This is a genomic window from Frondihabitans sp. GW821-FHT04F02, assembly GCF_059420045.1.
On the sequence record NZ_JBWKSZ010000001.1, the window covers coordinates 131,133 to 150,628 of the forward strand.

At 70.2% G+C, this 19,496-nt stretch carries 17 protein-coding genes; 8 read left to right on the plus strand and 9 right to left on the minus strand.

Annotated elements, in window-relative coordinates:
- Positions 1-93 precede the first annotated feature (93 nt).
- The 6 genes from AC07TY_RS00670 to phoA form a co-directional block, all read right to left on the minus strand.
- Entirely contained in the window at positions 94-1,047 is a 954-nt protein-coding gene (locus AC07TY_RS00670) for an aldo/keto reductase (RefSeq protein ID WP_494784035.1), read from the minus strand.
- A 138-nt stretch (positions 1,048-1,185) separates the two neighbouring features.
- A complete protein-coding gene (locus tag AC07TY_RS00675; protein ID WP_494784036.1) occupies positions 1,186-2,220 on the minus strand; it encodes a zinc-binding dehydrogenase in 1,035 nt (344 codons plus the stop codon).
- Positions 2,220-3,278 (minus strand): NAD(P)-dependent alcohol dehydrogenase, encoded by a 1,059-nt coding sequence (locus AC07TY_RS00680; protein ID WP_123505038.1) that lies wholly within the window; start codon positions 3,276-3,278, stop codon positions 2,220-2,222. Before AC07TY_RS00680 ends, AC07TY_RS00675 begins: the two co-directional genes overlap by 1 nt.
- 97 nt (positions 3,279-3,375) lie before the next feature.
- Positions 3,376-4,173: a hypothetical protein gene (locus AC07TY_RS00685; protein WP_494784037.1), complete on the minus strand. Its 798-nt coding sequence runs from the start codon at positions 4,171-4,173 to the stop codon at positions 3,376-3,378.
- A gap of 163 nt (positions 4,174-4,336) precedes the next feature.
- Positions 4,337-6,856: a lamin tail domain-containing protein gene (locus AC07TY_RS00690; RefSeq protein WP_494784038.1), complete on the minus strand. Its 2,520-nt coding sequence runs from the start codon at positions 6,854-6,856 to the stop codon at positions 4,337-4,339.
- A gap of 182 nt (positions 6,857-7,038) precedes the next feature.
- Positions 7,039-8,730 carry an alkaline phosphatase gene (gene phoA, locus AC07TY_RS00695; protein WP_494784039.1) on the minus strand — a complete coding sequence of 564 codons (1,692 nt, stop codon included), beginning with the start codon at positions 8,728-8,730 and terminating at the stop codon, positions 7,039-7,041.
- A 135-nt stretch (positions 8,731-8,865) separates the two neighbouring features.
- Here phoA and AC07TY_RS00700 point away from each other — a divergent pair, with 135 nt between their 5' ends.
- Positions 8,866-10,041, plus strand: a complete 1,176-nt coding sequence (locus AC07TY_RS00700) for a winged helix DNA-binding domain-containing protein (RefSeq protein WP_494784040.1) — start codon at positions 8,866-8,868, stop codon at positions 10,039-10,041.
- Here AC07TY_RS00700 and AC07TY_RS00705 read toward each other — a convergent pair.
- From AC07TY_RS00705 to AC07TY_RS00715, 3 genes are all read right to left on the minus strand, one after another.
- Positions 10,038-10,274 carry a hypothetical protein gene (locus AC07TY_RS00705; RefSeq protein ID WP_494784041.1) on the minus strand — a complete coding sequence of 79 codons (237 nt, stop codon included), beginning with the start codon at positions 10,272-10,274 and terminating at the stop codon, positions 10,038-10,040. The genes AC07TY_RS00700 and AC07TY_RS00705 overlap by 4 nt on opposite strands.
- Positions 10,275-10,393: 119 nt before the next feature.
- Complete coding sequence (locus AC07TY_RS00710; protein ID WP_123505031.1) at positions 10,394-11,143, minus strand: SDR family NAD(P)-dependent oxidoreductase; 750 nt, start codon at positions 11,141-11,143, stop codon at positions 10,394-10,396.
- Positions 11,140-12,042: a fumarylacetoacetate hydrolase family protein gene (locus AC07TY_RS00715; protein ID WP_494784042.1), complete on the minus strand. Its 903-nt coding sequence runs from the start codon at positions 12,040-12,042 to the stop codon at positions 11,140-11,142. Before AC07TY_RS00715 ends, AC07TY_RS00710 begins: the two co-directional genes overlap by 4 nt.
- Positions 12,043-12,250: 208 nt before the next feature.
- Here AC07TY_RS00715 and AC07TY_RS00720 point away from each other — a divergent pair, with 208 nt between their 5' ends.
- The 7 genes from AC07TY_RS00720 to AC07TY_RS00750 all read left to right on the plus strand — a co-directional run bounded on the left by AC07TY_RS00720 (position 12,251) and on the right by AC07TY_RS00750 (position 19,496).
- Positions 12,251-13,579 (plus strand): enolase C-terminal domain-like protein, encoded by a 1,329-nt coding sequence (locus tag AC07TY_RS00720; protein ID WP_494784043.1) that lies wholly within the window; start codon positions 12,251-12,253, stop codon positions 13,577-13,579.
- A gap of 84 nt (positions 13,580-13,663) precedes the next feature.
- Entirely contained in the window at positions 13,664-14,893 is a 1,230-nt protein-coding gene (locus AC07TY_RS00725; RefSeq protein ID WP_488626590.1) for an ABC transporter substrate-binding protein, read from the plus strand.
- Positions 14,894-14,981: 88 nt separating this feature from the next.
- On the plus strand, positions 14,982-15,935 hold the full coding sequence (locus tag AC07TY_RS00730) for a carbohydrate ABC transporter permease (RefSeq protein WP_123505028.1): 954 nt from the start codon (positions 14,982-14,984) through the stop codon (positions 15,933-15,935).
- Positions 15,928-16,815 carry a carbohydrate ABC transporter permease gene (locus AC07TY_RS00735; protein WP_494784044.1) on the plus strand — a complete coding sequence of 296 codons (888 nt, stop codon included), beginning with the start codon at positions 15,928-15,930 and terminating at the stop codon, positions 16,813-16,815. Before AC07TY_RS00730 ends, AC07TY_RS00735 begins: the two co-directional genes overlap by 8 nt.
- A gap of 22 nt (positions 16,816-16,837) precedes the next feature.
- Positions 16,838-18,175: an alpha-L-fucosidase gene (locus tag AC07TY_RS00740; RefSeq protein ID WP_123505026.1), complete on the plus strand. Its 1,338-nt coding sequence runs from the start codon at positions 16,838-16,840 to the stop codon at positions 18,173-18,175.
- A complete protein-coding gene (locus tag AC07TY_RS00745) occupies positions 18,172-18,513 on the plus strand; it encodes an L-rhamnose mutarotase (protein ID WP_494784045.1) in 342 nt (113 codons plus the stop codon). The genes AC07TY_RS00740 and AC07TY_RS00745 overlap by 4 nt, the downstream gene beginning before the upstream one ends.
- Positions 18,510-19,496 carry an aldo/keto reductase gene (locus tag AC07TY_RS00750; RefSeq protein WP_494784046.1) on the plus strand — a complete coding sequence of 329 codons (987 nt, stop codon included), beginning with the start codon at positions 18,510-18,512 and terminating at the stop codon, positions 19,494-19,496. The genes AC07TY_RS00745 and AC07TY_RS00750 overlap by 4 nt, the downstream gene beginning before the upstream one ends.

Here is a 19,496-nt window from a genome sequence, read left to right on the forward strand (position 1 = left end):
CTAGTTCGCCGCCGCCGGGCCACCGCCGGGCCGCCACCGGGCTGCCAGCGGGGCGCAGAGCCGGCGCGCGGCGGGCGCCCCGCAGGCGCGGAGCTACGCGTCCAGGAAGACCCGCGCCGGCGGGGTCAGCTCTTCGGCGCGCTCCCAGAACGCGTCCGGCAGCTCGGCGGCGGACGACGCGAGCAGCCCGTCCAAGCGCTCGGGCTTGCTGATGCCGACGACCGTCGTGTGCACGAGCGGATCGCGCAGAGACCACTGCAGCGCCGCGGTGCCGAGGTCGGTCTCGTACTCGTCGCACAGGTCGGCCAGGGCGGCGACGGCAGCGAGGGTCTCGGAAGCCGCGGGCCGGTAGCCGTAGTTCGTGTTGCCGGAGCGGGGTGCGGCGAGGATCCCGCCGCCGTAGACGGCCGCGTTGATGATGCCGAGTCCGGCGTCGGCGCAGTGCTGCAGGAGGGCGGCCGCGCTGCGGTCGACGATCGTGTACCGGTTGTGCACGAGGATCGCCTCGAAGACGCCGAGGTCGATGTAGCGTCGCATCTCGCCGCTGGGCCCGCCGGCCAGCCCGATGTGGCCGATCTCGCCCTCGTCCCGCAGGGCGACCAGCGTCTCGACCGCGCCGCCGGGGGCCGACATGAACTCGAAGGCCTGGTTCTCGGGGTCGTGCAGGTGCACGAGCGGCAGCGTGTCGAGGCCGAGCCGCGCCTTGCTCTCGGCGACGGAGGCGCGCACCCGCTCGCCTGAGTAGTCGCCGTCGATCGAGTCGACCTTCGTCACGACCAGGAAGTCGTCGGGCAACCCGCCGTGCGCCGCCAGCCCCAGGCCGATGCGCGTCTCGCTGTCGCCGCCCGAGTACTGGTTCGACGTGTCGATCGAGCGGATCGGGCTGTCGAGAACGGCCTCGACGAGCTCCACCGCCTGGGCCTCGGGGGTGTCGTAGCCGAACAGCAGCGGCTGGCTGCCGAGAGGGCCTCCGCCGATGGTGACGGCGGTGGTGGTGAGGCCGGTCGAGCCGAGTGTGCGGGTCCAGTCGGGCCTGAGTTCGTGCACGGGGTTCTCCTTCGAAACGTGTCGTGGGGCGAGCTTATCTCGTGCCAACGGGCGGGGGCCCGGATGCAGGAACTGCCCCGCCACCGTCGAGTGGACGGTCGGCGGGGCAGTTCCTGCGCGTGCCCGAAAGGCAGCGACCTACGGGCGGACCATCACTTTGAGCGCCGTGCGGTCGGCCATCTGCTGGTAGCCCGCGGGCACCTCGTCGACGCCGATCGTGACGTCGAAGACCTTGCCGGGCTCGATCGAGCCGTCGAGCACGAGCGGCAGCAGGGTCGGGATGTAGTGGTGGGCCGGGGCCACGCCGCCCGTCATCGTGAGGTTGCGCATGAACTCGCTGCGCCCGAAGGGGAGCGACTGCTCCTGCGGCACGCCCACGCGGCTGATCACGCCGCCGTCGCGGACGACGGCGATCGCGGTCTCGACGGCGGCGCCGAGGCCGACGGCCTCGAGCACGACGTGCGTGCCGTCGCCGTTCGTGATCTCTTTCACTGCGGCGATGCCGTCGTCGCCGCGCTCGGCGACGACGTGGGTCGCGCCGAACTCGCGACCGAGGTCGGTGCGCGCCGTGTGGCGGCCCATCAGGATGATGGTCTCGGCTCCGAGGAGCTTCGCCGACAGGACGGCGCTGAGGCCGACCGCGCCGTCGCCGATCACGGTGACGCTCTGGCCGGGCTGAACGCGGGCCATGACGGCGGCGTGGTACCCCGTCGACATGACGTCCGACAGAGAGAGCAGCGAGGGGATCAGCTTCTCGTCGAATCCGGCCGGCACGACCACGAGGGTGCCGTCGGCGAGCGGCACGCGGACGATCTCGCCCTGCCCGCCGTCGTGCGACGTTCCGCCCCAGGCCTCACCGTGCCTGCAGGAGGTCTCGAGCCCCTCCTGGCAGAAGTCGCAGGTGCCGTCCGAGATGACGAACGGCGCGATGACGAAGTCGCCGACCTTGACGTGCGTGACGTCGTCGCCGACCTGCTCGACGACGCCGACGAACTCGTGACCCATGCGCGAGCCCGTGTCGCTGTCTTTCTTGGACGCGAACGGCCACAGGTCGGAGCCGCAGATGCAGCCGGCCGTGACGCGCACGATCGCATCGGCGGGGTCGACGAGCGTCGGGTCGTCCACGGTCTCGACGCGGACGTCGCCCGCGCCGTACATCAGAGCCGCCTTCATCAGGCGCCCGCGCCGGTCAGGGTGGCCGTGTCGATGACGAAGCGGTAGCGGACGTCGCTCTTCAGCACGCGCTCCCACGCCTCGTTGATCTGGTCGGCGCCGATCAGCTCGGTCTCGGGGACGATGCCGTGCTCGGCGCAGAAGTCGAGCATCTCCTGGGTCTCGCGGATTCCGCCGATGGACGAGCCTGCGAAGGTGCGGCGGTTGCCGAACAGCGTGAAGACCTGGACGCCGAGCGGCTCGGCCGGAGCGCCGACTGCCACGAGGGCGCCGTCGAGCGTGAGGAGGCTGAGGTAGGCGTTGATGTCGATCGACGCCGACACCGTGTTGATGATGAGGTCGAACTCGTTGGCGAGGTTCTCGAAGGTGGCGGGGTCGCTGGTCGCGTAGTAGTGCGAGGCGCCGAGACGGAGGCCGTCCTCCTGCTTCGAGAGGCTCTGCGAGAGCACGGTGACCTCGGCGCCCATGGCGGCGGCGAGCTTGACGGCCATGTGGCCGAGACCGCCGAGGCCGACGACGGCGACCTTCTTGCCGGGGCCCGCGTTCCAGTGACGGAGCGGCGAGTAGGTGGTGATTCCGGCGCACAGCAGCGGGGCGACGGCGGCGTAGTCGAGCGACTCGGGGACGTTCAGCACGAAGTCCTGGTCGACGACGACGTGGGTGGAGTAGCCGCCCTGGGTGACGTTGCCGTCTTTCGGGTCGATGCCGCCGAAGGTCTGGATGTTGCCCTTGAGGCAGTACTGCTCTTCGCCGGCCAGGCAGTTGGCGCACTCGCGGCACGAGTTGACCATGCAGCCGACGCCGACGCGGTCGCCGACGGAGAACTTGGTGACATTGGCGCCGGCCTCGACGACCTCGCCGACGATCTCGTGGCCCACGACCTGCGGGTAGCTGATGGGACCCCACTCGCCGCGGGCGAAGTGGATGTCGGAGTGGCAGATGCCGGCGTAGGCGATCTTGATCAAGACGTCTTCGGCGCCGACGGGACGACGCTCGATGGTGAGGGGGACAAGGGGCTCGGTGGCGGAGGGGGCTCCGAAAGCATTCACTGTAAGCACGCTTCAAGCGTATCCGCGTCACCTGAGGTCTTAGGGGCACTGCCAGGGCACCCTTCGGAGGGAATACCGCGCACCCCTCGCAGGGAATGCGCGCGCGTCAGCCCGTGACGCTGATTCCGACCGAGCTGCCCGTCCAGGTGGCCGTCAACGACGACATGGTGAGCGTCATGCCGTTGGCGGCGAACGAACCCGGAGAGGCACACGTCGACGAGCCGGCGAGGCCGTTCGACGAGTCGGCTCTCGACGTGATCAGGAGGCAGTAGCCGCCCCCGTCGCCTGCTCGCTCGGCCACCCAGACGCGCAAGCCCTGCGCGCTCGTCAGGACGAGGCGGGTGGTCGACGCGGTGAAGTCGGTGTCGCTCCCGGCGTCGGGCGGGAAGGGGTACTTGTCGAGCGTCGTCTGGTCGCCCACAAACAGCGAGTCGGCCTGCGCCTGGGCCGTCGACACGTCGCTCGTGGGCGATGCCGCGGGGGAGTTGAGGGTGTCGTCGTACGTGAGCGTCGAGTCCAGGGCGGGGTCCGATGCACTCGTCGCGGGATCGCCGGCTGCGAGGCGCGACGTCAGAGCCAAGTCGGGTGTCGCCTCGGCGGTGGGGGCTGTCGCCGTGCGGATCCCGAAGCCTGCCGCGCCGCCCACGACGAGCACGCCGGCGAGCAGGGCCGCCGTCGCGGCGATGCGCGACCGCGATCGCGGAGTCGGAGCCGACGTCTCGGCTTCTGCGTGCCCGGGATCCTCCACAGCCTCTATCGCCGACTCGGGCGCAGGAACTGGCCCGGCCTTGACCGGCTTCACGCCGAGGGCCCGCAGAGCGTCGGCGCGCTCCGCCGCCGTCGTGCCCTCGCCGAATGCGATGGCCTCGAGTTCGTGCCGCCGTTCGTCCGCGTTGGTCCCCACGCGTCGATGCTAACCCCGTGCTCGCGCCCGGTCCGGCTCCCCGCCCACGATCAGGACTCCGCACCACGACCGGGCTCGGTTCCGAGTCCCGATCGTGGTGCGGAGCGGCGAGGGACTGGTGCCGAGTCCCGATCGTGGTGCCGCAGGTCAGGGTGCGGCGGGGCTACGCCTTCTGGCGGCGTCGCACCACGATCGCGCCGGCACCCGCGACCAGCAGGGCCAGGGCCACCGCCAGCGTGCCGATGACGTCCGTGCCGGTGTAGGCCAGGGACGGGTCGGCCGCGGCGACGTCGCCGCGGTTCGCGGCGGTGAGCTGGTCGGGGCTGAGGACGCCCGCGGGATCGGTTCCGCTGTCGCCGCCGCCCGTTCCTGCGCCCGGGGTCGTCGTCGCGGGCTCGCACGGGTAGCTGCCCTCGCGGAACGAGAAGCCGTCGGTGTCGTTGTCGTCGGCATAGAACGTCTCGCGCTCGCCGTCGGTCGTGCACGTGGCGGCCGGAGCGATCGCGAAGCCCTCGTTGGCGAGGGCCGGGTCGGCGTTCGACGGGGCGTCGTAGAGCGAGCTCTGAGTGAACGCACCGGAGTCGTCGATCGAGAACAGTGCCGTCTGGCCCTCGCAGGCGTCGTCGCAGACGACCCAGAGCCGGCCGAGGTCGGCGTCGAACTGCACGTCGGCGACGACCGGGAAGGACGTAGCGATCGTGGCGACGCGGTGGAAGCCGCCGTCGCTGAGGAGCGCGTAGGCGTAGACGCTGGCGGTGCCCTCGACTCCGACGAAGAAGAGGCCGTCGCCGTGGCCCGCGTAGTCGGCGGGCTCGTAGGCGGCGTTCGTCGAACCGTCGACGAAGCCGCTCCCGGTCAGGAACGCGTCGGGGATCCAGGTGACGCCCTCGAGGCCCGAGTTCGCGCCGAGGCCGGGGAAGTCGGCCGCGAGGTTCCACTCCTGCTCGGCGTTCAGGACGGTCGCCGGCGACGTGGCGTCGTACTTCAGGACGGCCGGGCGGCTGACCGACGAGACGTCGTTGTCGCGCTCGGACGAGACGTAGATGCCGCCTTCGGAGGAGTCGTCGGCGACCGTCACGCCCTCGGCGTCGACCGTGCCGGTGCCGTCGGCGTAGTGGAGCACCTTGCCGTCGGCCCAGCCGCCGGTGGTGGCCGGCGCCCAGCCGCCGGAGGCGTCGGACACGATCCTGTAGAGCTTGCCGTTGCCGTTCTCGACACCCCACAGGGTGCCGTCCTTCGACGTGCCGGAGGGCTCGTAGTCGAGGCCCGAGAGGTCGCCGGTGTACGTGACCTCGGCGTCGAGCGCCGTCTCGTCGGGGCTGCCGGGCCAGGTCTCGGCGACGGCTGTGCCCTCGAAGCGGTTCGCGGCGCCCTTGGTGGCCTCCGAGGTCTGCTCGAAGTCGCCGGTGCCGTCGGGGTTGCGGCCGTAGGTGGTTCCTGCGTGCGACGTCCAGCTGGACGAGTCGACGAGGGTGCTGCCGTCAGCCAGGAACAGCCGCGCGCTGTCGGCGCCGCCGAGGCCGAAGTCGAAGCCGTCGGGCGTCGAGGCGGTCGTGGTGTCGAGCACGGTGAAGCCGCCTGCGGCCACGGTGGTGCCGGCGGGGATCACGTACGAGTGGGTGTCGTCGCTGTCCTTGAACACGTAGCCCGAGATATCGACGGTCGACGCGCCGATGTTCGTGAGCTCCACCCAGTCGTCGGGCGAGCCGCCGTTCGACTCGACCTCGTTGATGCTGACCGGCGAGGAGCAGTCGTTCGCCTCGCCCTTGGTCGAGACGGTCGTGGTCGTCCAGTCGCCGGTGCCGTCGGGGCAGCGGCCGTAGGTCACCGCGCTGTGGGTGGTCCAGCTGTAGCTGACAGCGAGGGCGCCACCGGTGTCGAACAGGCGGACGGCGTCGTCGGCGCCCAGGCCGAAGTCGAAGCCGTCGTCGGTCGTGGTCTTCTGGTCGATGACGGCGAACGCGCCGGGCTCGACGATCGAGCCCCGGGGCAGCACGTACGAGTGGGTGTCGTCGCTGTCCTTGAAGGTGTAGCCCGAGATGTCGACGGCCTCGGTCGAGGTGTTCGTCACCTCGGCCCAGTCGGTGTCGTCGGCGTTCGACTCGACCTCGTTGAAGGCCAGCCCCGCAGGGGACCCGCCCCCGGGCGTGGGCGTGGCGGTCGGAGTGGGCGTCGGAGTCGGTGTGGGCTCGGGGAACTCGTTGGCGGCGTTCCTGGTCGCCCCGGAGGTCGTCCGGAACGAGCCGTCTGCGGTGCGGCCGTACGTCGTGGTCGCGTGGGCGGTCCAGGTGTGCGCGTCGACGAGCGTCGTGCCGTCTGCGTCGTAGAGGCGGACGGAGTCGGCACCGCCGAGGCCGAAGTCGAAGCCCGTCGTCACGCCGGTGCCGCCGAGCTGATCGACCGTGAAGAACGCACCCGGCGCGATCGTCGTGCCGTCGGGAATCACGTACGAGTCGGTGTCGACGTCGTCTCTGACGACCATGCCCGACATGTCGACGGCCGTCGGCGAGAGGTTGGCGAACTCGATCCAGTCGCCCGGGGTTCCGCCCTGCGACTCGATCTCGTTGATGACGATCCCGGAGTCGGGAGCGGCCTGGGCAGTGGTGGTGGCGACGAGGATGCCGGCGAAGGCGAGCGAGCCGGTGAGCGTGATGGCTCCCAGCTTCACGAGGGGCGGGCGCATGCGTGTCCGTTCAGATCGGTGGGCGGGCCCGGCAAGCCTCGCCGACCGGACGAAACGGTTCGTGGCCGGGCGGTGAACGCGAGGTGGGCTTCGCTCGGGGCGTACGGAAGACCCCCGCTCCGGCGTGGCACGTGAGCCGCGACTGTGCGCGGGTGCCGGAGGCGGGGGTCTCTCGCGATGCGCTACTTGGTGACGCGGATCTTCGCGACGGCGTCATGGCCGGTCTGCACGCCGCTCAGCGTGATCGCCACGTCGCCGAGCTTCACGGGAGCCGTGAGCTTCACCGACACCGAGCCGTCGATCACGTCGAACGTGCCGAGATCGGCCGAGCCGACCGTGACGCTCACCTGGCGGTCGCCGGCGAACTTCGTGCCGGTGATCGTCACCTTCTCCGAGGGGCGCGGACGCGAGTCGCTCGCCGAGGCGCGGCCCTTGTCGCTGAGCGACGCCGTGTCGGTGTCGAGCTTCAGAGCGCGGGCCATGGTGAAGAAGGTGTCGGTCTGATCGGTCAGGCCGACGACGTTCGCCGCTCCCGGGCCGTAGGCCGCGATGCGAACCTGGGTTCCGGTGTGCTGCTGCGATCCGCCGGCCGCAGCGGTGCCGTAGGCGACCTTCATCGTGGTGCCGTCGACCGTCGTCAGCGCGGTGCTGAGGGTCGCCGGGGGCGTCGAGTCGACGATCTGGCTCGTGTGGGCGTGGTCGGCGGTAGCGATGACGAGCGTGTTGCCGTCCTTCTTCGCGAAGGCGAGCGCGGACTGGATGGCCTCATCGAAGTCGATCGTCTCGCCGATCTGGCCGCACGCGTTGGCGGCATGATCCTGCTTGTCGATGGATGCGCCCTCGACCTGCAGGAAGAAGCCCTTGCCGTCCTTCGGCTTGTTCAGGAGCGAGATCGCCTTGCTGGTCAGCGTCTTGAGGCTGAGATCGGAGCCGAGGCGCTCCGGGTTCGGCTGGCAGGTGACGGGGGCGAGGCTGGCTCCGCCGACGGTCGCCGTGCTGGGGGCGAATCGGGTGGGGAAGTTGCCCGGGGTGAAGAGGCCGAGGACGGGGTTCTTCTGGTCGGCCTTCTTGACGGCGGCGAGCTCGGCCCCGGTCGAGACGACGTTGTAGCCGCGCTCCTCGGCCTGGTCGAAGAGGGTCTGGCCCTGGTACTTGCCGGCCTTCGCGGTCTGCGTGAAGCTGGTCGAGCCGCCGCCGAGCGTGAGGTCGGGGCGCGTGCCGATCAGCTGTTCGCTGATCGAGCCGAGGCCGCCGTTGACGAGCGAGTCGTCTCCGCACGAGGTCGAGTCGGGGCCGTAGCAGCTGCGCGCGTCGACGTGGGCGACCTGGACGGCCGGGGTGGCGTCCTGGATCTCGGCGGTGGAGACATCGCCCGTCCGGTAGCCGTTCGCTTTGGCGATCTCGGTGATGGTCGCCTGCGGGGCGCCGTCGATGTCGACGGAGATGGCGCCGTCGTAGGTCTTGGTGCCGGTGGCCCAGCCGCTGCCCGAAGCGGCGGAGTCGGTCACGTAGTCGGGCTTGCCCTTGTCCGGGCCGGAGTTGTAGAGGGAGTAGGTCGTGTACGAGCCGGTCAGCGGCAGCGCGTCGAGGCCGGGGAAGCGACCGGCGGCGCCGTACGCGTAGTTGCGCGCGACGGTGATCTCGGAATCGCCCATGCCGTCGCCGATGAGCAGGATGACGTTCTTCGCCTTGGAGCCCTTGATGGCGGCCTTGACGGCCGCGGTCTGGTCGCCGGCCAGGCGCGTGGCGTCGCCGTTCTGCGACAGAGCGGCCTCAGCGCCGGCGAATGCCGCGCTGGGAAGCAGGACAGCGGCGGCGACGACGCCGGCTACGATCGCGACTCTTCTGTGACGGGTGCTGGCTGTTTTTCGCATTGCAGTCTCCTCGTTGACGCCCCCCGAGCGGGGGACTTCCTCTAGGTTGCCTATGAATCTGCAATGAAATGTGAACGGCCGGTGACCGTTGCGCGAACGGCCCTGGGTGTCGGCGGCTGACGCTACGGTCGGAGCATGCGCACCTTCACCGCAGCCGATCGCCGGGCGCTCCTCGTGCGGCGGCACCACCTCACGGGCGACGCCGCGACTCCCGAGCAGGCGACCCGGTCGGTGCTCGCGCTCCACGCCACCGACCCCGCCTCGGTGTATCTGCAGGTGCTCGCGCGCGCCCGCGACCTGACCATCGCCGACGTCCAGGCCGCCATGTATGACCGCCGCGCGCTCGTCCGCTGGATGGCCATGCGCCGCACGCTCTTCGTCTTCCCCCGCGAGATCGTCCCCGTCGTGCAGGCCGTGGCCAGCACGCCCCTCGCCGTGACGCTCCGCAGGCGCCTCGTGCGCATGCTCGAGCTGAACGGCACCGAGCCGCCGATCACAGGCGATATCGGGGCCTGGGTGTCCGAGGTCGAGCAGGGTGCTCACGCAGGCCTCCTCGCCCGCGGCACGGCCACCGGCGCGCAGCTCAGCACAGACGAGCCGCGGCTCCGCACGGCGATCGTCCCTCGCGTGAAGTCCGACCTCGCTCAGAACGTGACGAGCATCCTCCTGACGCTGATGAGCGCCGAGGGGAGCATCGTCCGCGGCACGGCGGCGGGGGAGTGGACGACCCGCCTGCACCGCTGGGAGCCGCTCGAGCATTGGTGGCCCGACGGGCTGCCGGTCGTCGAGCAGGCCGAGGCGCAGGCGTCGCTCGTCGAGGAGTGGCTGCGCGTGTTCGGTCCGGCACCCGTCTCTGACATCGAGTGGTGGACGGGGTGGACCAAGACCGCCGTGCGGGCCGCCCTCGGGCGCCTGGCGATCGACGAGGTCGACCTCGACGGCGAGCCCGGCGTCGCCCTCGCGGGCGCGGAGCTCGACGTCGAGCCCGCGCCGCCGGCCATCACGCTGCTGCCCGCCCTCGACCCGACGCCGATGGGCTACAAGCAGCGGGGGTGGTTCTTCGGCGTCGACCCCGCCCCGCACTTCGACACCAACGGCAACCTCGGGCCGACCGTGTGGTGGGGTGGCGAGATCGTCGGCGGGTGGGCCGTGGCGGCCGACGGAGAGGTTCGGGTGAAGGTGGTGGCCGATCGGGGCACCGACGTTCCTGCGCTGGCTGCCGCTGCGGGGGCCTCGCTGCAGGAGCGTCTCGGCGGGGCGCTGGTCAAGCCGGTGTTCCGCACCCCGTTCGAACGGGCGCTGACCGCCTAGGCCGTGGCGCTGTCGCCCGCCATGCCGAGGTAGTCGCCGAGGCGCACCAGGAAGTCGTCGGTGGGGCGGTACGCCGGGTTGGCGCTGGCCTTCTCGTACTCGGCCTGCAGCTCGTCGATGACGCCGTCGAGCTCGATGACGGCCAGGGCGTCTTTCTCGCTGTCGTCCAACCCGACGAAGTAGCCGATGGCTCGGTCGATGTCGGCGGGGCCCTGGTACGTGAAGTCGCTCATGCCTGCACGCTACGCCCGCCCCGCCTCCGAATTTCACGGAGAAACCGGCGTCGGGCGGCGGCCTCAGTGCGATCCGAGGCCGCCGCGCCACACATCTCCTTGACTTTTCAGAGGCGGGGTCAGTCGCGCAGGCGCAGGTTCTGCATCCCGCCGTCGACGGCGATCGAGGTGCCGGTGGTCGACGATGCGGCGGGGCTGACGAGGTACGCGACGGCGGCGGCCACCTCGGCGGCCGAGACCAGCCGGCCGTGCGGCTGTCGCGCCTCGAGGGCGGCGCGCTCGGCGGCCGGGTCGTCGGCCGAGTCGAGCAGGCGCCCGACCCAGGGCGTGTCGGCGGTGCCGGGGTTGACGCAGTTCACGCGGATCCCCTCGCGGAGGTGGTCGGCCGCCATGGCGCGCGTCAGCGCCAGCACGGCCCCCTTCGTCGCCGAGTACAGCGCCCGCTGGGGGAGCCCCGCGGTGGCCGCGATCGAGCAGGTGTTCACGATCGACGCGGCCCCGGCGGCGCGCAGGTGGGGGAGCGCGGCACGCGAGACACGGACGAGCCCGACGACGTTGACGTCGTAGACGCGGTGCCACTCCTCGTCGTCGTTCGCCTCGACCGTGCCCTGAGCGCCGATGCCCGCGTTGTTCACGAGGGTGTCGATGCCGCCGAGCTCGGCTGCGATGGCGTCGATCGCCGCGCGCACGGAGGCGTCGTCGCCGATGTCGGCCTGCACGGCGAAGGCATCGGGGTGGCTTCCGTCGGTGGCGCGGTCGATGACGGCCACTCGGGCGCCGCCGGCGAGCAGAGCGTCGACGATCGCGGCCCCGATACCCGAGGCGCCGCCGGTGACGACGGCGCGGAGGCCGTCCAGCTGCCCGGTCATGCGCGGGCCGCCCGAGAAGACGCAGCCGACGACGCGACGGCGCCCGCGGTCGCGCGCCGGAACGTCGACCTCTGGGCACCCAGCCCCTCGATCGCGAGCTCGACGACGTCGCCCTCGCGGAGGTACGGGTGGTCGGGCAGGCCGAGCGCGACGCCCGCCGGGGTGCCCGTGTTGACGAGGTCGCCGGGGCGCAGCACCATGAACTGGCTGAGGTACCAGACGACGTAGGGCACGTCGAAGATGAGGTTGGCGGTCGTGCCGTCCTGGCGCGAGACGCCGTTCACGCTGAGCGTCAGCCGGAGGTTCGACGGGTCGACCTCGTCGGCGGTGACGAGCTCCGGGCCGAGCGGGTTGAATGTCTCGCACGACTTGCCCTTGTCCCACTGTCCGCCGCGCTCGAGCTGGTACTCGCGCTCCGAGACGTCGTGCGACACGACGTAGCCGGCGATGCAGCAACTCGCCTCGTCGGGCGAGTCCAGATACCGCGCCTCGGCCCCGATCACGATGCCGAGCTCGACCTCCCAGTCGGTCTTTGTGCTGGTCGGCGGGATGAGCACGTCGTCGTTCGGACCGACAATCGTCGACGGGTCCTTCATGAAGACGATCGGCTCGTCGGGGATCGCCGCGTTCGTCTCGGCGGCGTGGTCTCGGTAGTTGAGGCCGATGCAGACGATCTTGCCGGGGGCCGCGATCGGCGAGCCGATGCGCTCGGCCGGCGTCGTGGCGGGGAGCGCGCCGAGAGCGTTGCGGACGGCGTCGATCCCACCCGCCGCGAAGAACTCCGGCCCGATGTCTCTCACCCCGAGGGAGTCGAGCACCGACGAGATGTCGAACGTGCCGTCGTCGGTCGCCACGGCGGGTCGCTCCGACCCGAGCGGGCCGGTCCTGAGAAATCGCATTGCGCTCCTAATCGTCGAATTCGGCGCAATTCATCAAGTGTCTGCACCTTTGCATTGCCTAAAGTAGTCCCTCGAGCAGAGAAAATCTCCTCTTGACTCACCAGACATCGGATGTTTAGAGTTGCGGCACATCACGGCACCGCATGCCGTGCCCCACCTCGCGGTGCTCGTCACCGCGGTGTGCCCCCACCTCGTCAAAGGAGTCCAGGTGAGCCGCATCACTTCGCTCGAGAGCCGCGACGTCCGCTTCCCGACGTCGCGCGACCTCGACGGATCCGACGCCATGAACGCCGACCCCGACTACTCGGCCGCGTACGTCGTCATCCACACCGACGACGCCGACGGCCTCAGCGGCTCCGGCTTCGTCTTCACCATCGGCCGCGGCAACGACGTCGAGGTCGCCGCCTACAAGGCGCTCGCCCCGTTCCTCGTCGGCCGCGACGTCGACGCGCTCCTCGCCGACATGGGCGGGGTCTGGCGCGAGCTCGTCCACGACTCGCAGCTCCGCTGGCTCGGCCCGGAGAAGGGCGTGATGCACATGGCGGTCGGCGCCGTCGTCAACGCCCTTTGGGACTTGAAGGCCAAGCGCGCGGGCCTGCCGCTCTGGCAGCTGCTCGCCCGGCTGACCCCCGAGCAGATCGTCGACCTCGTCGACTTCCGCTACCTCTCCGACGCGCTGACCCGCGACGAGGCCCTGGCGATCCTGAACGCCTCGAGAGACGGGCGGCAGGAACGCGAGTCCCTCCTCCTCGAGTCCGGGTACCCCGGGTACACCACGACTCCCGGGTGGCTCGGGTACTCCGACGAGAAGCTCGTCCGCCTCAGCAAGGAGGCCGTCCGCGACGGCTTCACCCAGATCAAGCTGAAGGTCGGTGCGAGCGTCGACGAGGACATCAGACGTCTGGGGCTCGCCCGCGAGGCCGTCGGCCCCGACATCCGCATCGCGATCGACGCGAACCAGCGCTGGGACGTCGACGAGGCCGTCGAGTGGATCGGCGCGCTCGCTCAGTTCGACCTGGCCTGGGTCGAAGAGCCGACCAGCCCCGACGACATCCTCGGCCACGCCGAGATCGCCCGCCGGATCGCCCCCGTGCCGGTGGCCACGGGCGAGCACATCGCCAACCGCGTCGTCTTCAAGCAGCTCCTGCAGGCGAAGGCGCTCTCGTACCTCCAGATCGACGCGACCCGCGTGGCCGGGGTGAACGAGAACGTCGCGATCCTGCTGCTGGCCGCCAAGTTCGGCATCCCGGTCTGCCCGCACGCCGGCGGCGTCGGGCTGTGCGAGGCCGTGCAGCACCTCTCGATGTTCGACTTCGTTGCCGTCTCGGGCTCGCTCGACGACCGCCGGATCGAGTTCGTCGACCACCTGCACGAGCACTTCGCGACGCCGGTCGTGATGCGCGACGGCAACTACGTCGCTCCGACGGCTCCCGGCGCGGGCGCCGACATGCTGCCCGAGTCGGCTCAGGCCTACTCGTATCCGCACGGCTCGGTGTGGCTGGAGATCGGCGAGCCGGTCGCCGTCGCCTCCCGCTGAGCCTTCGATGACGCTGACCTCAACTCGGCAACACCCCTGAACTGAACACAGCACCGACACCCTCACAACGAAGTGGAGCCAGTCATGAAACGCCGCCCTCTCCTCGCCGGAGCCGCCATCGCGATGACATTCGCGCTGGCCGCCTGCTCCGGCTCCACATCCGCCGGCGGGCAGTCCGCCGACGCCCTCACCTGGGGCATGTGGATCTCCGGCAACGCCGACCAGGCCGCCTGGCAGAAGGTCGCCGATGCGGCCGACGCCGACCAGGACGGCCTCAAGGTGACCATCCAGGGCGCCCCGTTCGCCGACTACTGGACCAAGCTCCAGACGCAGCTGTCGTCGTCGAGCGCGCCGTGCATCGTCACGCTGCAGAGCCTCCGCGCCGCCAACTACACCTCGCAGCTCGTCGACCTCGACTCGCTCGTGAAGAAGAACAGCACCGACCTGTCGGAGTTCGACCAGACGGCTCTCACCGGCATGAAGGTCGACGGCAAGCTCTACGCCCTGCCGTACGACACCGGCCCCTTCCTGATGTTCTACAACCGCGACATGTTCAAGGCGGCCGGTGTCGCCGAGCCGAAGCCGGGTTGGACCACCGCCGACTTCGAGGCGGCGGGCGCCGCTCTCAAGGCCAAGGGCAAGACGCTCTTCGCACCGAACGTCGGCGACATTCCGCTCGAGTCGCTGATCCTCGCCTACAACGGCGGCCGCGTCGTCACGAGCGACGGCACCCTCGACCCGACGAACGCCAAGTTCGCGGCCGGCCTCGACTGGATGGCCACCCTCGTGAAGAAGGGCTACTCGACCGAGGCGTCCAGCGACGCGTCCGCCGACGGCAACGCGTTCGTCAACGGCCAGGTCGCCGCGTACACCGACGGCCCGTGGTCGCTGATCACGCAGAAGGAGAAGGCGAAGTTCGACCTCGGCGTCACGACGCTCCCCGTCGGCGACACGACCGAGACGACGTACTCGGCCGGATCCGGCTTCGGCATCTCGAAGGAGTGCAAGTACCCCGACCAGGCCTACAAGGCGATCGTCTCCATGACGAGCGCCAAGGTGCTCGGCGGGCTCGCCGCCGAGGGCCGCGCGTTCCCCGGCCGCACCTCGGTGCAGCAGGACTGGTTCGACAACGCCAAGATCGAGGGCGCCGACGAGACGTTCGCCGTAGCGCTCAAGGGCGCCGTGCCTCTGCCGGGCAACAAGAACAGCGACCAGCTGAGCCAGCTCTTCACGCAGTACGCCATCCAGGCCGTCAACGGCCAGGAGAGCGGCGCGAAGGTGCTGTCGGACATCGCCGGGCAGCTGCCCCAGTAGTGCATCGGGCGGGCCGCACACCGCGGCCCGCCCTTCGAGGTCCGCAACTGCGCCCTTCGAGGTCCGCAACAGGGAGGCACCCACACCCATGACAACGACATCCGTCGCACCTCCGACCACGCCGGCCATCGCGGCCGTCACGGCCGAGGATCCCCGCGAGACCCCCGGAGCTGCACGGGGGAGGAGATCCTGGTGGGGTCTCGCCTTCGCCAGCCCGCACGTGATCGGCCTCGCGGTCTTCACCCTGGTGCCGATCGTGGCTTCGATGGTGATCAGCCTCAACAACTGGCCGCTCCTCGGCGACAAGCAGTTCATCGGCTTCGACAACTACTCGAAGCTGCTGGGCGACCCGATCTTCCGGACGGCCCTTCTCAACACGCTCCTGTTCACGGTGCTGTACATCCCGCTGAACCTGATCGTGTCGCTCGGCCTCGCTGCGTGGCTGACGCCAAAGATCCGCAACCGCCACGTCTTCCGGGTGCTGTTCTTCATTCCGACCGTGACGCCCATCGTCGCCAACGTCGTCGTCTGGCGCATGCTCTACCAGCCCGGCGGGGCCATCGACGCATCGGTGCAGACGCTCTTCGGGTTCCACGCGCCGAACTTCCTGGCCAGCACCAGCTGGGCGATGATCGCCGTCGTCATGATGAGCGTCTGGCAGGGCTTCGGCTACAACATGCTGATCTTCTCGGCCGCCCTCGACTCCGTGCCCGAGAACCTCGTCGAAGCGGCCGAGCTCGACGGCGCGGGCGCCTGGCGCACCTTCTGGAGCGTCAAGTTCCCGATGATCTCGCCGTCGGTGTTCTTCGCCACGATGATGACCCTCATCACGTCGTTCCAGGTCTTCATCCAGCCGTTCATCCTGACGAAGGGCGGGCCGGGTTCGTCGACCCTGACACTCGTCCAGTTCATCTACAACCAGGGCTTCCAGTACCAGCAGCTCGGCCTCGCATCGGCCGGCGCCTGGGTGCTCTTCATCATCATCCTCGGCGTCACCGCCGTGCAGTTCATCGGCCAGAAGAAGTGGGTGCACTATGAGTAGCGGAACGATCGGCCGGGTCCGCCCGGCACCGAAGCGGATCGTGCATCGCTCGACGCGCGACCGGGTCAGGAGCGGCATCGGGTACGCGATCCTGTGCCTGATCGCCTTGGCCTTCATCTCGCCGCTCATCTACATGGTGGCGACCTCGCTCAAGCCGGCCTCCGAGACGTTCACGACTCCGCCGACCCTGTGGGGCTCCGAGCTGCGCTGGCAGAACTACGTCGAGGCGTTCACCTACCTGCCGTTCGCCCGCTTCCTGATCAACGGGATCCTCGTCGCCGCGGCCGGCACCATCATCAACATGGCCGTCTCGGTGCTGAGCGGCTACGCGTTCTCGCGGCTCCGCTGGCGCGGGCGCAACACCGTGTTCATCCTGTTCCTCGCCACGCTGATGATCCCGCAGGATGTCCTGGTCATCCCGATGTACGTCATGATGCAGGGCTTCGGGTGGGTCGACACCTTCCAGGCGCTCATCATCCCGTGGGCGTTCACAGCGCTGGGCGCGTTCCTGCTCAGGCAGTTCTTCCTGACCGTGCCGCAGGAGCTCGACGACGCCGCCCGCGTCGACGGCGCCGGCACGATCCGCACGTTCTTCTTCGTGATGCTGCCGCTGGCCCGCCCCACCCTCGCGGTGCTCGCCGTCTTCTCGTTCATCTCGTACTGGAACTCGTTCCTCTGGCCGCTGATCGTCGTCAACGACGTCAACGCGCACGGCACGATCCCGCTCGGCCTCCAGCAGTTCTTCGGCCAGCAGGGCAGCCAGTGGAACCTCGTCATGGCGGCCAGCGTGATCTCGATGATCCCGACCGTCGCCCTCCTGATCGTCCTCCAGCGCCACCTCGTCAAGGGCATCGTCACCAGCGGCCTCGGCGGCCGCTGACCCCCAATTGGAAAGGCTTCGCATGACCACCACGCTCACACCGACCGACACCGACGTCGACACGGCACCCGAGGGCATCGCGCCCTGGTTCGTCCACGACCGATTCGGCATGTTCGTGCACTGGGGCCTCTACGCCCTGCCCGCCCGCCACGAGTGGGTGATGAACTACGAGAAGATCCCGACTGAGCAGTACGAGAAGTACGCCAAGTACTTCGATCCCGACCTCTACGACCCGCGTGCCTGGGCCCGCGCCGCCAAGGCCGCCGGCATGAAGTACGTGGTCCTGACGACGAAGCACCACGAGGGCTTCTGCCTCTGGGACACCCGTCTCACCGACTACAAGGCCACCAACACCCCGGCCGGCCGCGACCTGGTCCGCGAATTCGTCGACGCCGTCCGCGCCGAGGGCCTCCGCGTCGGCTTCTACCACTCGCTTCTCGACTGGCACCACCCCGACTTCACCATCGACGGCCGCCACCCGCGCCGGGACGACTCGCCCGACGAGATCGCCCGCCTGCAGGAGGGGCGCGACATGGCGAAGTACCGCGAGTACCTCCACGGCCAGGTGCGCGAGCTCCTCACGGACTACGGCCGCATCGACTACCTCTTCTACGACTTCTCGTACGAGGTCGAGCACCACCACCCGGTGTGGGGCGGCAAGGGCAAAGACGACTGGGGATCGCAGGAGCTCCTCGCGCTGACGCGCGAGCTCCAGCCCGGCATCGTGGTCAACGACCGCCTGGCGATCCCCGGCGACATCGTCACGCCCGAGCAGTACCAGCCCTCAGAGCCGATGACGGTTGACGGCGTCGAGGTTCCGTGGGAAGCCTGCCAGACGATCAACGGCAGCTGGGGCTACTTCCGCGACAACCACAACCACAAGGCGCCCGAGCTGATGATCCGCATGCTCATCGACGGCGTCTCCAAGAACGGCAACATGCTGCTGAACGTCGGCCCGACCGCGCGCGGCGAGCTCGACGCCGTCGCCACGCACGCGCTCGACGCCTTCGCCGAGTGGATGCGCCGCCATGACCGCTCGATCCACGGCGCCGGCGCCTCCGCTTTCGAGGCCCCGGTCGACGCCCGCTACACGCAGCGCGGCGACCGCCTCTACCTGCACCTGTTCTCGTGGCCGTTCGAGCACATCCACCTGCCCGGTCTCGCCGGAAAGGTCGAGTACGCGCAGCTCCTGAACGACGCATCCGAGCTGAGCTTCCGCGAGATCGACCCGAGCACGCCTGCCCTGACGACCGGCATGGGCGGCCAGCCCGCCGGGACTCTCACCCTGCAGCTGCCGGTCGTCCGGCCCGATGTGGCGATCCCGGTGGTCGAGATCTTCCTCAGGGAGGGCGCCCGGTGACGGAGCGGATCGCCCTCCACACCCGGCTGAAGCCGGGCCGGGAGCCCGACTACGACCGCATCCACGCGGCGATCCCCGACGCGCTCGATCCGAGACTGCGCGCCGCCGGCGTCACGGCCTGGAGCATCTGGCGGAGCGGCCGCGAGCTGTTCCACCTCGTCGAGGTCGACGACTACCGCGCCATGCGGCTCGCACTCGCCGACGACCCCGTCAACGCCGAGTGGCAGGCCAAGATGGCCGAGCTGCTCGAGGTGGAGGACGACTACACGGGCGACGACTCCGGGATCCCGCTGGTCTGGACTCTGCCCGAGACGGTGCCGATCGAGGTCGGCCAGTGACATCGGTTGCGCCGGCCGTGCTCGGCGTCGGCCGATCGCGGCTCGGCCTCCCACGGCTCGGCCTCGGCGCCGCCGCCCAGGGCAACCTGTTCGCCGAGCTCGACCCCGCCGACGCCCGGGCGGCGGTCGACGCCGCCTGGGACGCCGGAGTGCGGCTCTTCGACACGGCGCCGCACTACGGCCTCGGGCTGTCGGAGCGCCGCTTGGGCGCCGCCCTCGCCGGGCGGCCGCGCGACGAGTACTTCCTGTCGACGAAGGTCGGGAGGCTGCTGCGGCCCTCGCCGTCCACCGCGCACCGGCAGGACGACAGGGGCTTCGCCGTCGCCGCCGATGTGGCCCGGGTCTGGGACGCCACCGACGCCGGGATCCGCACCTCGCTCGCCGAGAGTCTCGAGCGGCTCGGCCACGACCGTGTCGACGCGCTCTACCTCCACGATCCCGAGGAGCACGGGCTCGAGTCGTCGCTTGAGACGGCGCTGCCGGCGATGGCCGCGCTCCGGGCCGAAGGCGTCGTGCGGGCGGTCGGCGTCGGCTCCAAGTCGGTCGATGCCCTCCGGGCGGCCGTCGCGACCGGGCTCGTCGACGTCGTCATGCTCGCCGGCCGGTACACGCTGCTCGAGCAGCCCGCGCTCCGTGATCTCCTGCCGGAGTGCATTGCCGCCGGCGTCGAGGTGGTGGCCGTGGGCGTCTACAACTCCGGCGCGCTGTCGTCGCCGGTGCCGCGCGGCGACCTGCCCTACGAGTACGGCGAGATGCCCGAGGCCGTTCTCGACCGCCTGCGCACCCTCGCCGAGGTCTGCTGGGGCCACGGGGTCGAGCTGCCCGCGGCGGCCCTGCAGTACCCGCTGCGGCACGAGGCCGTGACAAGCGTCGTGATCGGCGCGCGCACGGCTCAGCAGATTGCCGAGAACGTCGCACGCTTCACGACCGAGGTGCCCGACGCGCTCTGGAGCGACCTGCAGGATCACGGCCTCATTCCGTGA

Excerpts from the sequence above, each read along its gene's own strand:
- AC07TY_RS00675 (WP_494784036.1), bottom strand. The coding sequence starts at position 2,220 with ATGAAGGCGGCTCTGATGTACGGCGCGGGCGACGTCCGCGTCGAGACC.
- AC07TY_RS00690 (WP_494784038.1), bottom strand. The coding sequence starts at position 6,856 with ATGCGCCCGCCCCTCGTGAAGCTGGGAGCCATCACGCTCACCGGCTCG.
- phoA (WP_494784039.1), bottom strand. The coding sequence starts at position 8,730 with ATGCGAAAAACAGCCAGCACCCGTCACAGAAGAGTCGCGATCGTAGCC.
- AC07TY_RS00700 (WP_494784040.1), top strand. The coding sequence starts at position 8,866 with ATGCGCACCTTCACCGCAGCCGATCGCCGGGCGCTCCTCGTGCGGCGG.
- AC07TY_RS00705 (WP_494784041.1), bottom strand. The coding sequence starts at position 10,274 with ATGAGCGACTTCACGTACCAGGGCCCCGCCGACATCGACCGAGCCATC.
- AC07TY_RS00710 (WP_123505031.1), bottom strand. The coding sequence starts at position 11,143 with ATGACCGGGCAGCTGGACGGCCTCCGCGCCGTCGTCACCGGCGGCGCC.
- AC07TY_RS00715 (WP_494784042.1), bottom strand. The coding sequence starts at position 12,042 with ATGCGATTTCTCAGGACCGGCCCGCTCGGGTCGGAGCGACCCGCCGTG.
- AC07TY_RS00725 (WP_488626590.1), top strand. The coding sequence starts at position 13,664 with ATGAAACGCCGCCCTCTCCTCGCCGGAGCCGCCATCGCGATGACATTC.
- AC07TY_RS00730 (WP_123505028.1), top strand. The coding sequence starts at position 14,982 with ATGACAACGACATCCGTCGCACCTCCGACCACGCCGGCCATCGCGGCC.
- AC07TY_RS00735 (WP_494784044.1), top strand. The coding sequence starts at position 15,928 with ATGAGTAGCGGAACGATCGGCCGGGTCCGCCCGGCACCGAAGCGGATC.
- AC07TY_RS00740 (WP_123505026.1), top strand. The coding sequence starts at position 16,838 with ATGACCACCACGCTCACACCGACCGACACCGACGTCGACACGGCACCC.